This is a genomic window from Citrobacter sp. NCU1 (genome assembly GCF_010231475.1).
Classification (GTDB): domain Bacteria; phylum Pseudomonadota; class Gammaproteobacteria; order Enterobacterales; family Enterobacteriaceae; genus Citrobacter_D.
In genome coordinates, this window is sequence record NZ_NRDO01000045.1 from 125,110 (window position 1) to 137,670 (window position 12,561).

8 protein-coding genes are annotated in these 12,561 nt (G+C 54.5%); 3 read left to right on the top strand and 5 right to left on the bottom strand.

The window, feature by feature from the left end; genetic code table 11:
• Positions 1-17: 17 nt before the first annotated feature.
• The 3 genes from CJP72_RS15505 to CJP72_RS15515 are packed head-to-tail and all read right to left on the bottom strand — an operon-like array spanning position 18 to position 6,455.
• The gene (locus CJP72_RS15505; protein ID WP_162382247.1) at positions 18-2,171 is read right to left on the bottom strand and encodes a virulence factor SrfC family protein; all 2,154 of its coding nucleotides are present in this window, start codon (positions 2,169-2,171) and stop codon (positions 18-20) included.
• Positions 2,168-5,149 carry a virulence factor SrfB gene (locus CJP72_RS15510; protein WP_162382248.1) on the bottom strand — a complete coding sequence of 994 codons (2,982 nt, stop codon included), beginning with the start codon at positions 5,147-5,149 and terminating at the stop codon, positions 2,168-2,170. The genes CJP72_RS15505 and CJP72_RS15510 overlap by 4 nt, the downstream gene beginning before the upstream one ends.
• A 4-nt stretch (positions 5,150-5,153) precedes the next feature.
• Complete coding sequence (locus CJP72_RS15515; RefSeq protein ID WP_162382249.1) at positions 5,154-6,455, bottom strand: SrfA family protein; 1,302 nt, start codon at positions 6,453-6,455, stop codon at positions 5,154-5,156.
• Positions 6,456-6,691: 236 nt separating this feature from the next.
• On the opposite strand from CJP72_RS15515, the gene CJP72_RS15520 reads away from it, so the two are divergent.
• Positions 6,692-6,925, top strand: a complete 234-nt coding sequence (locus tag CJP72_RS15520; protein ID WP_162382250.1) for a YdcY family protein — start codon at positions 6,692-6,694, stop codon at positions 6,923-6,925.
• Positions 6,926-6,942: 17 nt separating this feature from the next.
• On the opposite strand, the gene CJP72_RS15525 is transcribed toward CJP72_RS15520, so the two are convergent.
• Together CJP72_RS15525 and CJP72_RS15530 are read right to left on the bottom strand one after the other, a co-directional pair.
• The gene (locus CJP72_RS15525; protein ID WP_162382251.1) at positions 6,943-7,392 is read right to left on the bottom strand and encodes a DMT family transporter; all 450 of its coding nucleotides are present in this window, start codon (positions 7,390-7,392) and stop codon (positions 6,943-6,945) included.
• A complete protein-coding gene (locus CJP72_RS15530) occupies positions 7,389-7,907 on the bottom strand; it encodes a GNAT family N-acetyltransferase (protein ID WP_162382252.1) in 519 nt (172 codons plus the stop codon). Before CJP72_RS15530 ends, CJP72_RS15525 begins: the two co-directional genes overlap by 4 nt.
• A 37-nt stretch (positions 7,908-7,944) precedes the next feature.
• On the opposite strand from CJP72_RS15530, the gene CJP72_RS15535 reads away from it, so the two are divergent.
• Both CJP72_RS15535 and CJP72_RS15540 read left to right on the top strand, forming a co-directional pair.
• Positions 7,945-8,520 carry a helix-turn-helix domain-containing protein gene (locus tag CJP72_RS15535; RefSeq protein ID WP_162382253.1) on the top strand — a complete coding sequence of 192 codons (576 nt, stop codon included), beginning with the start codon at positions 7,945-7,947 and terminating at the stop codon, positions 8,518-8,520.
• Positions 8,521-9,127: 607 nt separating this feature from the next.
• Entirely contained in the window at positions 9,128-12,220 is a 3,093-nt protein-coding gene (locus CJP72_RS15540) for an autotransporter outer membrane beta-barrel domain-containing protein (protein WP_162382254.1), read from the top strand.
• Positions 12,221-12,561 lie beyond the last annotated feature (341 nt).

The following is a 12,561-nucleotide window of genomic DNA, read 5'->3' on the forward strand; positions in this document are numbered from 1 at the left end:
AAGAGGCCGAAGCCTCGTCATCGGGTGGGGGCAAGGAGATCGCGCAACCGTTTTTTGTCTGCGTCTGTGACATCCCGTCGATGCAGGTATCCTTTGTTTTCAATAGCGCGTGTGTAAAGTGCCACCAACCAGTCATAGACATAGCGACTGGCGGCGTGCACGGGCTGCTCGTCCAGTTGTGTCAAGCGGGACATCGGCGGTTGTACCGTCGCGCTAAAAATCGTGCTGCCTTTGCGGATTCGGCTGACCGGACGCGCGGCTTCTGCAACTTCCGCATAGCCGAGCCAGGCGATAAAATTGCCAATTCCGGCGTGCAACTGCGCGCCACACACCTCTTCACGTTGCATCATCTGCTGTAAATGCTGTGGCAGGTTGAGCCGATAGCTTGCCGTTACCAGAATATCCACGGTGTGTCGGAGCGTTTGTGGCGCCAGACCTAATCGACGCGCATTATCCTCGTTACGACACCACTGACGCACATGGTTAACCCACATTCGATGCGCCAGGTCGCCGGTTTCTTTGTGTTCCGCTGTACGCGGCACGTCGTGCATATCGGCGAACAGGTCGATCTCTTCACTGAACAATCCGCTCACCTGCTCTTCACGCGGTTGTTGCGTCTGCAACAATGACTCAAAACGGTGAATCGGCGGTAACAGTCCGTCGAGCAGTTCGCCATGACGGGCAGCCTGCGCCTGTAACTGGCGAATAACCGTCTCGGTGGCTATTGGCTCGCCTGCGTCCGGGAGCATAAGGTCGCGGAGCTGTTGATGATGTTGCCTGTTCAATGAGGTCAGCCGCGCCTGGCGCTGGATCGGCGAAGTCGCCTGCGAGAGCCACTCCACCAGGCGTTGTAAACTGTGTTTATCCAGAGCCTGCAGTGTTCCCCAGTGTAAACCGGGCTTGCCCATTAACTGCTGCACGGCTTCATCGAGATTTTGTTGCGTCGCAAAGCGGGCATCCTGTGGTGTAATGGCCCACACCACCCCTGGCATGGTGGCGTCGTGCAACGGTTGAGTGTCATACACCCAGCCTGTTAGCTTGCGGGCGACCATCGGGGTTTGCACACGGGAGGAAAGGGCGTTGCAGATAACCAACACGTCGGGTTGTAAACGCTGACGATAACTCTCCAGCATCCACTCCAGTTTGGCCCGCCACAACGGGGAAAGCATGCCGTCGGGCGCCAGTGGGATCTCCAGCAGATCAACGTTATCCAGCACCGCATCTTCAACGGTCAGCACCACTTCACGGGTCAATAGCGCCAGGGCGTCCAGAGACAGGCTGATCGCATTTTGTGGTTGCCCGTCTACCACCGGATGAACCACCACGTCGCTCTGTGTCTCCCCGTTGTTCTGCGCGCCCTGGGTGAGAAAGTTTTCCGTCGGTAAACCAAAATTATCGACCAGTAAACTCAGGGGTGCCGCCAGCTCTTCAGCATGACCGGTTTGCTGCAACGTATGCGCCAGATCCAACCATTGGCGGGTCAGTTCCGGTTGTTCTCCCCACAATAACGCCCACACGTTTGCCCGGGTGGTGAGGTCGACAGCAGGCAAGAGGGTGGCAAACTGGTGCCAGAGCGCATCATCAATTTGTTGTTGGCCTGAGGGCACGCACGTTCGCCAGAAATGGGCAATGGTCGCGACGTCTTCCGCCGTCACGCCGGGTACGGGTTGATGCTGGCGCAGCGCCTGCCACTTTTCTAATCGTGATTCGATGATCGACCTTTCAACCCCTCGATGGGCGGGTTGCGCGCAGGCCTGGGCGATAAAAATCTGTACCAGTTCGGCTTCGTTGATTAGCCGCAAACGCAGCGGCCAATCACTGTCTGTTGAGAGGGTGTCCCGGGTAAAACGCAGCGCCATATTCGTTGGCGCATGCCCCGGATTAATATGAGAAAAATAGTCAAAACTGCGTTCTGGCGTAACGATATTCAGTTGACTGTTACCGCCTCTGCAGAGCGCGCTGAGCAGATGCGCTTTGGCGGATTGTGAATGCCCATACAGCCCCACGCAGCCTCTGGTGGTCAGCGCCTGGTGCAGAGCCGACTCTTTCATGGCGGCAAGGGAGAGTCGCGCCAGCAGGGCATCGGCTTCATCATCCAGTCGTGTTGCCTGCTGACGAGTGTGATTAACCCAGTCAATGATGGCCTGTGTGGTATTTAACGGCTTACTCATTTCAGGTACACACTCCCGCTGTCGATCCAGTAGTGGCTGCCGCTGTGTCGGCGGTCTGCCAGCGTATTTAATTTGAGGGTCAGGGCATTGGCGGCGACCGGCGTGCCATCCTGTAGCCAGGCATCGCTGAGTTCGAAAGATTCCGGCCCGGTTTCTTTATGTGTGGCGCGTAGCTGTAACCGCACATTTAAGACGCCGTCTCCGGCAATGGTTTTCGCCAGTTCGGCGGAGTTGATGCTCAGGGTATACAACGGCGTTGCCGGCCAGCGACTGTTCGCCAGTTGGCGAAAACCGAGGGTGACGTTACCGCGTAAAGGGAAGTGCAGACGGGTGTCCAGCTTCATGCCGGGTTTGTCGAGATCGACGTTGTGATACCAGACATTCTCATCGCGCAGCGTGTTCACCGTGTTATCCAGTACCCCGAGATAGCGCACCGTGGAGTAAGCGCCAATATCCGCCGCTTTAAAGTTAAAGCGCGGCAGGCGTAAGTCCAGCGCCAGACTGCACAGCATCGCGCCGACGGCAGCGGTCGATTTCGGATTGCCAATACGGCCTTGCTGGCTAAACGGATACCATTCATGCACGCGGTAGTTGTCCATCCAGACGATTCGGTTGACCGGCACCGGCTGCAAATGGCGGATCAACGCCTGTACGCCCGGCAAACAGGCAGGACGTCCAGTGACCAGCAACACGTCGCAGCAATAGTGAGAAATGGCTTCACAGACGGCATGAAGCGGGGAGGTCAGTGTGAACTGGCCCGCCAGCAGCGCCTCCTGCAATGCGCTGAACTGCACCTGGAGCGGGACACTCAGCAGATCAAACGCCCCAGCGCCAGGCGGCAACGCATGATCGACTGCCTGCTGGATATAGTTCATCACGTTGCGCGTAGGGCGATGAGACAACAGTTCGCCAAACGAGGCATGTAATCCGGCCAGCGGATCATTAACATCGCTCTGTTCCCAGGCGCTCAGCACCGCGTGACCCAGCGGCATAAACAGCTGTAACGCCGTCTGTTGGCGCAAAATCGCCTGGGTATCCACGCGCCCCGAGTCGCCAAATAAGGTCGCCAGCAGGGCGGCGGCATCGCTCACTCCCGCCTGTTGCAAACGGGTTTGCAACGCAGGCAGGACGCAACGCTGAATAACATCCAGCAGCAGGTCGTCACCGGCGACTTTAAACCCTTCACGAAACAATAAATGCGGCGTGATTTTGACGTTGGCGCCGACACCGTCATCAAGTTGGTAATGAACCACCGCCATATCGGTGGTGCCGCCGCCAATGTCGATAGAGGCAACGCGTAGCGCCCGGCCTTTCACTTCACCGGGTTCGGGCAGGCGATCCGGGCGGGAGAGCGCATTAAAGAAGGATTCCGTGCGACCGGCGTAGTGCGAAATCGCTTCGTTATACAGCCAGACGAGCTGCCCGCAACTGGCTTCATCCCATTCCATCTGGATGGTGGGCACCGGGATAACGCTCTTTTCCTGCTGTTTGCGGGTGGCGAAATCTTCATCTTGTGGATGCCAGCCCATCGCCTTCCATACCAGCGCGACGGCTTCGAACATGCGTTGGCGGAAAATTTCGCGCTCTTGTTTTGGCATTGCAGACGGCAGCGTCAAAATCAGGGAGCGTAGCTGACGGGGCGAGGTTGGGAACCCCAGACGCAGCCGGGTCGCCACGCTGTTCATTTGCCCCAGCGCCTGCGCCAGAATTTCACACAACATGTGGGTCATCAGCGTGCTGCGGCTGTATTGTGGAGAGAAGACCGGCAATCGGTCATCCTGGGGCAGGCTGAACAGCGGCTGTCCGTCGTCATTCATCAGGTTCATTAACGGAAACGCCGTGGCCAGCGGCTCGCGCTGGGTTTTGCTGTTCATCTGGCTAAAACGCCAGTCCTGCAACACCGGCGTTTCATCCCACAGATAGCGACGTGGGCTGGAGATCCCGCTGTTGCCTTCGGTGCCTAAACGCTGCATGGCCAGTTTTCTGGCTTCATCTCCTACTCGCACAATCGAAGGCCAGACAAAGGCATCGTCACGACCGCTTTCTACGGAAAAGTGCTGCTTGCCAAAGCGTGCTTCGGAGAACTCAAGGCGACTGGTGAAAAGGGGATCGTTGAGGAATTGTGGCTCGCTTAACGAACGAACCTGCAATTCCGCCGTCTGGCGCAGCCCGTCGTTGGCATCGCCGTGATCTTCAATCAGTACGCCGCAGGTATGCGTATTTCCGACATCCAGAATCAAATCGACAGGGATCGCGGGCGTGCTGAGCGTATGGGTAACCAGTTTCACTTCCGGCACCGCAAGTTGTGCGCCCAGCAGCGTCAGCAAATTCAGCCAGTGCGCCTGATACTCAAAGTTGCGTAGCGCCAGTTGAACGTCCTGCTCTGAGTGAGCGTTATCCTGCGTAAGATAATGGAGAAAGGATTCCCGCAGCCAGCCGTCAACCCAGGTCTGATCAAGAAACTCAGCCACTTCGTCATCGCGCCAGGCGAGCGCAAAACGCGTACCGTTGAGCAGATCGTTCTCATTTGGCGCAAGCGAAGCCGAGACAGTCTGCGCCAGCTGGCTGTCTAACGCCAGGGTAATGCGATGGGTATTGCCCGCAGCGTCTGGCTCTGCCAGTTTACGCACCTGGACCCGCGCCCAGTTATCCGGGCCTTCCACGAAAGTGCGTGGCGGATTAAAGCGTAAAAACGGCAGCGGCAGCCAGACGCCGTCAAGCACCTCCAGCGAATGATGCAGCGTGTGGGTACTTTCCGGCTTGACGACTTCGGGTTGTCCACCGGTTCGCCCCGGTAACGTATAGCGACCGCTGCTGAGATCGAAATCCAGACGCAGCAAAGGGCCATTAGCGGTTTTGCGCACAAACCGCCCCAACTGCGCGGACTCCTGCGGCGTCAGCCCAAAATCCAGAAACTGCACACCGCTGTTGGCGATGAGCGTGACGCTTTGTTTGAAATCACACAAAGTTACCAGCATAAAATCAGGCACCTATCTTTTTGAACGTCAACGGAAGCGCCGCGTGAGCATCGTAACGCGCCGTGCAAATCGCGACGTCATTCGCGCCCGCTTTGCAGGTAATTTCCGGCATGGGATAGCGTGAACCGTCAGTGCAACGCGCATTGCCGCGACTCTTGATCATCAATTCCCCCGTCTGATGCAGACCAGAGAACACCTCTGCCCGGCAGACGATACTGTCGCCATGCACCACGCGAGCGGTGCCCTTGTTGTTTTGCAATTGATAGCGCAGAGAGGGCGCTTTCCCGGTGATGGGGTCCTTCACATCGAGCATCACGCGCCAGTTACCGTTTAAAAAACGCGTGGTCCCGGCTTTCATCTGATTGGCATCCATCACCAGCGCATCTTTCGGGATGGCGGCTATCACTATCGGTTGATCCGGTTTTTTCTCTGTTTGAGGTGCCGGGATCACTTCCGCCTGATGTAGCGGCAGCGGGGCGATGGTCTGCGGCAACGGTTTCATCTCTGATGCCGCCAGCGTCACGGGCGCGGGGATTTCAGTGACATCCGTGGATGGCTTCCACAGCAATGGCGCTGCGATACCCACAATAAGCGCCGCCGCAAGCGGTAAACACCACACCGGTAGACGGCGAGCGGGTTTCACTGACGGCGCTGGCGTTTGCGGCTCAGGAATATTCAGCACAGCCGCTGCTATCGGTTCAGGCTCCGGAAGTGGTTTGATGACAGGAATGAGCAACGGTTCATCTGCCTGGGAAAGTGTTAGCTCGGGTACGGGTTCTGGTTCATCTTGCGGCTCGGGTTCCACATAAAGCATGGGGGGCGCATCAACGGTTCGCAGGCAATCAAGGACCTCTTCACGGGTATTTTCATTAAGATTCACGAAGCCCCAGAAGGTGATAACCGGTCTTCCGTTCACCAGAAAAACATGATTTTCGCCAGGGAACTGAAGGGCTTTCTCCAGCAATGATCCAAACAGTTGTACGGAAGTTTTTGCGGATTGCAGGCTTTTTCGACTCAGTGCCGCGGCCGTTTCTACCATGCCTGTCAGTACGCGCAGCGCCCGTAAACGCGACTCCTCATCAGCGGATTTCCACGCGATAGCCTCTCCTTCGACAGGGGAATACCAGTCAACGCGCTCGCCGGTATCGTTGAGTTGCGGTATCGCCAGACATTCCGCCATGGCCTGCTGTTTACGCAGGCGCAGCGTTTCACGAATTTGCAATGCTGAATCAAAAACGGCCTGACCGCCGCCGCCCACGGCCTGATAGTCATCCAGATTGCCGCTACGCAAGAGAGTTTTTGCCACGTTATTGTCCCTTAGACTTCTTCACGCATCTACTTTACGGGGAGCCGCGAGAGACAAACGGCAGAAGAGAGGCAAAAAGGGGTGAATTTTCCAGGCATAGAGGACAAGGAAAAATCTTGACGTTAACAAAAAGACTTAAGTGAAATGACGCAACGTCGGGGATGAATTTCTCTGCGAAAAAGACGGGAATATAATACTCTGATCGTTGAAGCAAATTAATGCGTTAAGGAGAAAGTATGTCGCATCTGGATGAAGTCAGTTTACGTGTCGATGCCGCCATTCACGAGGGCGTGATAAGCCATATGAATGAACTGCTGGTTGTTTTAAGCGATGATGGCGAACTGAGTCGGGAAGATCGTTTTACCCAGCAGCAACGTTTGCGTACCGCTATTGCGCATCATGGACGCCAGCACAAAGAAGAGATGGAAACGCGCCGCGATCAACTCACCAAAGGCGGCACGATCCTCTGAACATTCTCGTCGCGAGACTAAAACGTGCGTCTGGCGACCAGCCAGGCGCCGACAACCAGCATAACCGCCCCGCACACGGGACCTGCCAGCGCCCGTAGCGGCACGCCGTGACTGCGCACGATATCCAGCACTAAACCACCGATCAATTGACTGGCGACCAGTACCGCAATGGTGGTCGCCGCGCCGACATATTGATAACCGCTGATACTGGCGAAGACAAAAAACGACCCCAGCAGTCCGGGGATCAGCGTCCACCAGCGCACGCTGGAGATAAGCTCGCCAAATCCTGCCGCCCCCTGTTTGAACCCTAAGATGCTGACAAACAGAATAATTCCCACCAGCGAGTTGAGCAGCATCGCGATAAGGATCGTCGATGACGTTTGGGTAATACGCACCATCAGGGTGTTTTGTACGACCAGCCCAATGCCTGCGGCAATCAGGAACGCAACGGTCAGCGTCTGGTTCATCTGCGCCCGTCCGGATCGACACGATCATCCAGTTGCAATTGCATAAAGGTCAGATCCAGCCAACGGCCAAATTTCGTCCCAACCTGCGGCATTTGCGCGGTCGTTTTAAACCCCAGCGTTTCATGCAGATGCAGCGAGGCATGGTTTTGCGATTCAATCCCGGCGACCATCACGTGTTTACCGCACCCACGCGCCTCCTCAATCAGTCTGTTGAGCAGTGCGCGCCCCAGCCCTTTACCCTGATGTTCCGGGTGAACGTAGACCGAGTGTTCAACGGTATGGCGAAAACCCTCAAAGTTTCGCCAGTCGCCAAAGGAGGCATAGCCGGTCACCGTGTCATTCTCTTCGCTGACCAGCACCGGATAGCCCAGCAACTGACGCGCTTCGAACCAGGCGATGCGGTTGTCGACATCGACGGTTTGATCATTCCAGATAGCGGCGGTGTGTAAAACAGCATGGTTGTAGATTTCTGCGATGGCGGCACAGTCTTCTTTGCTGGCAAATCGAATGGGCATGTTGAACCTCAGGGGGTGTTCACTATAGTATTACGATATGAATACTATTGAAGACAATATAAATCAACGAATCAGTGTCAGAATTCGTATTGAACGCGAGTCGCGGGGCTGGTCGTTGACGGAGCTCGCTGAACGGGCGGGCGTCTCACGGGCGATGATCCATAAGATTGAACGGGGGGAGAGCAGCCCAACGGCAACGCTTCTCGGCAGACTTTCGGGCGCGTTTGGCATTAGCATGTCGACGCTTATCGCCCGCGCCGAGATGCAAGAAGGTAAGCTGTTGCGCTTTGCCGATCAACCGGTCTGGCACGATCCGCAAACGCACTATCTGCGTCGCCATGTCTCGCCGCGCAGCGACCTGCCCATTGATTTGGTGCAGATTGAGCTTCCGCCCGGTAGCGATGTCCCGATGCCGGCGTCGTCCTACGCGCTGGCCCGTCAGCTCATCTGGTTACAGCAGGGAGAACTGGTGTTTGTTGAAGGGGATACCCGGCATGAAATGAAGGCAGGAGACTGTCTCGAGCTCGGACCGCCCAATGACTGCCGCTTTATCAACGAAACATCGTCCTCCTGCGTGTATCTGGTCGTGCGTTTAAATCCCACCGGCAATTAAGCCGCAAACGCTGTTGATATTCACTGCTCTTTCAGAGCAGTTTTTTTATTATTAAATCCAACGCTGCGTGAACTCATTCACTCTTCTGTGAAGATTGAAATGAAATACATCTTTAAAAGAAGAACACATATATGACGTAATGTTTTTGCCAGTGCGGGGGGTAATTAAATCCTTTTTATATATTATCTGAAAAAAATAATAATTACTAGCAAAGTCAATATTTATACTAAATACGACCATTATTTGTGCGGTCGCCGTCACAAATTTGAAATAATATGTAACCCTATGTTAAATTTTATTCCTGGCTGCCCCAATGGAATTGGCAACCAAAAAATAATGAAACATGGAGAATTATATATTGAGTTCCAACGGCAATAATATTTATAAAATAATCCCTCTGAATGGTGTGGGTTTAATTATTTTGGCGTCAATTTGCACAACAGCGCATGCTGACGCACTTTCATTTAATGGTTCGAAAAAAGCAGGAGATCTTCCTGTATCACCGCCTGCATTATATATCGGTGAAGGTGGTACGGGCTCGCTGCTTATTTCCCGTGGGGAGACGGTGGTATCAGGACAAATTCCTGGTCCGGATAGCGGATCTGTCATGGGCTATGGCAAAAACGACATCGGGACGCTCACAGTTGATGGCGGAACATGGTTTGATAGCGTCACCACCGAAAATGTTCCTTCAGGTAACGGAAACACCGCGGTTGGTGGTGGAGGCAACGGTACGCTGGAGATTAAAAACGGTGGCAAAGCCTACACCAAGTTTATCAATATCGGCCAAAATGAAAATAGCACTGGTGTTGTTACCGTTGATGGCGCGGACTCAGAATTATTTGCGACGGCGGAAAATTCATCCGGAATTACGGTAGGAACCCGCGGTAGCGCCACGTTAAATATTACTGATGGCGGTAACGTCACCAGCAATTCTGTTTCTTACGTTGCGGATAGCGCGGGAACGCGTGGTGTGGTCAACGTCAGTGGCGAAGGCTCTCGCTTTACGATTACCGATGGTCAATTAAATGTTGGACGCCACGGCGACGGTATATTGAATATTACCGACGGCGGCACCGTGAATTCACTGGGAGGGGGTATTGCCACTGAATCGGGTGCTACGGGGACGGCGACGATTAAGGGCGCGGAGTCAACATGGGACATCGGAACAAATCGCATACTGAGTATCGGGTTTACACCAAAGCAAGGAATGGCGTCGAGTACTGGCTCTCTGGTGCTTGAAGATCACGGCAAAATGGTGGCTGGCGGTGGCGTCAATGTGAATAATGATTCCAGCATGTTGGTGATCGGCGCAAAGCCAGACTCTGTAGCAGCGGCACCTGGCATATTAGAAGCACCGGCAGTCAGACTGCATGCGGCCGGTAGCCAGTTAGTCTTTAATCACACCGATACCTCCGGGAATTACCTGTTTTCGCCTGTCGTTTCAGGGCTGGGTTCCCTGACCAATCTCAGCGGCACGACCGTGTTGACGGGCGCCAATACCTATGCGGGCGGCACCACTATCAGCGGTGGAACGCTGCAACTGGGTAATGGAACAACGGCAGGCTCGCTCACGGGTAACGTGCTCAACAACAGTGAATTTGTTATCAACAATCCTGGTGAGACCTCCCTTTCAGGTGTTGTCTCCGGCACGGGTTCCCTGACCCAGCAGGGAACCGGGGAAACGGTATTGAATGCCGTCAACACTTACACCGGCAAAACCACCCTCAACAACGGTACGCTACGCACGGACGTGGTTGACAGCATTGCCAGCAGCAATGAGGTGAATATTAACGGCGGCGTGTTCGATCTTAACGTGAATAACCAGCAGGTAAACCGACTGGGTGGCACCGGCGGAGAAGTGCGTCTGGAAGGAGCGACGCTGACCGTGAACAACGCGACGACAATTGATAACACCACCTTCGCTGGGGATATCGTCGACGGCGCATCGGCGGGCAACCTGAGCAAAACCGGTGATGGTTCGTTGACGCTGTCAGGTCACACTCTGTGGACTGGCGACACGCACATTGACGGCGGCGAACTGGTACTGGATGGCAGTAATAGCGGGGCGCAACTGGTCAGCAATATCATTGGCCAGGACAACACCGCGTTGTCACTGCGTAATGGCGCGACCTTAACCGGCTGGATTGACCCGACTGACATCAACATCGACAAAAACAGCACCTGGAACATGACGGCAGATTCACGGGTGGATGAGATGAATCTCGCGGGAACGGTCCAATTTGTTGCGCCGTCTTCGCTGCCCATGGGCTCCGGGCGTACCCTGACCGCCAATAACTGGAATGGGCAGAACGGCACAGTCGTGCTGAATACCGTGCTGGGTGATGATGCCTCCGTGACCGACAACATCGTGGTCAACGGCAATACCTCCGGTAATACCTATCTAAAAGTGATCAATGCCGGTGGTCATGGCGCTTACACCCTTAACGGGATCCGCGTTGTTGAGGTGAAAGGCGAGTCTGACGGCGTCTTTACCAAATATGAACGTATTGTCGGCGGGATTCATGAATACAGTCTGGAGAAAAAAGGCGCTGACTGGTATCTGACTAATCAATATGCGACACCACCGACGCCGCCGAAAAAGCCGGATACGCCTGAAGAGCCAACAAACCCCGATACGTCTGATAAAGATAAAAAACCGGGTACGCCAGATAAGCCTGTCGCGCCAAAAACACCGGATGCTCCGGGCATCCCGGTTGTGCGTCCGGAATCGGCCAGCTATACCGCAAACCTGATGGCCGCCAATACTCTGTTTAACACCCGTCTGCACGATCGTCTGGGAGAGCCACAGTATACCGACGCGCTCACTGGCGAGAAGAAAGTCACCAGCATGTGGCTGCGTCAGGTCGGCGGACATAACCGCTTTAAAGACAGCAGCGGGCAAATCAGCACCCAGAGCAACCGTTATGTGGTGCAACTGGGCGGCGATATTGCGCAGTGGAGCCCGGATGCGCTGCAACGCTGGCATCTCGGCGTGATGGCCGGTTACGGTCGTAACAGCAGCAACAGCCATTCGAATATCACTGGTTATCGCTCAGAAGGCACCGTCAGCGGTTACAGCGCCGGACTTTACGCCACCTGGTATCAGAATGACGAAACCAGACAGGGCATGTATCTGGACAGCTGGGCACAGTATGGCTGGTTTGATAATGACGTCAAAGGTCAGGATATTCAGAATGAGTCCTACAAATCGCGCGGGCTTACTGCATCGCTTGAAGCGGGTTACACGCACAAACTGGGCGAGTTTACAGGCAGTCAGGGCTCACTGAATGAATGGTATATCCAGCCGCAGGCGCAGGTCATCTGGATGGGCGTTTCGGCGGACGATCACCGTGAAAGCAATGGCACCCGCGTCAGCGGTGAAGGGGAGAATAACGTGCAGACCCGTCTGGGAATGCGTACGTTCCTGAAAGGCCACAGTAAAATCGACGACGGTAAAAACCGGACCTTCCAGCCGTTTGTGGAAGCCAACTGGATCCACAACAGCGAGACGTTTGGCGTCCGGATGGACGGCATGCGTGCAAGCCAGGACGGTTCGCAGGATGTCGGGGAACTGAAAACCGGCGTAGAGGGGCAACTGAATCCGCACCTGAATCTGTGGGGTAACGTCGGCGTGCAGATCGGTGATAAAGGCTACAGTGATACCTCAGCGATGATCGGCGTGAAGTACAGTTTCTGACAGGTACTATAAAGTCTTTTTAATCAATCGATTAATTTTTTAGTCATCCATAAACCGGGATCAGAGAGTGATCCCGGTTTTTTTGCGCTGTTTTTATTGACCCGGAATAGTGGGAAAAATGGCCGCAAAGCGGTACAGCAATGGAATCACTCAGTGTAAAGTAATAATGCCGCCATAAAAAATGGGCAAATTTTTCATTTCCGGCTTTAATTAAAGCACCGCAAAAAGCGTCACTAAACGTTAATAAGCGAAATATCACGCGGGTAAACTATCACGATTAATTTTTATTTTTTTCATTCCTGACCAGGTTTACTTTTCTACAATTAAATCCCTTTCTTTTT

Coding starts and splice junctions, on each gene's coding strand:
- CJP72_RS15505 (WP_162382247.1), bottom strand. CDS start 2,171: ATGAGTAAGCCGTTAAATACCACACAGGCCATCATTGACTGGGTTAAT.
- CJP72_RS15510 (WP_162382248.1), bottom strand. CDS start 5,149: ATGCTGGTAACTTTGTGTGATTTCAAACAAAGCGTCACGCTCATCGCC.
- CJP72_RS15520 (WP_162382250.1), top strand. CDS start 6,692: ATGTCGCATCTGGATGAAGTCAGTTTACGTGTCGATGCCGCCATTCAC.
- CJP72_RS15525 (WP_162382251.1), bottom strand. CDS start 7,392: ATGAACCAGACGCTGACCGTTGCGTTCCTGATTGCCGCAGGCATTGGG.
- CJP72_RS15530 (WP_162382252.1), bottom strand. CDS start 7,907: ATGCCCATTCGATTTGCCAGCAAAGAAGACTGTGCCGCCATCGCAGAA.
- CJP72_RS15535 (WP_162382253.1), top strand. CDS start 7,945: ATGAATACTATTGAAGACAATATAAATCAACGAATCAGTGTCAGAATT.
- CJP72_RS15540 (WP_162382254.1), top strand. CDS start 9,128: ATGGGCTATGGCAAAAACGACATCGGGACGCTCACAGTTGATGGCGGA.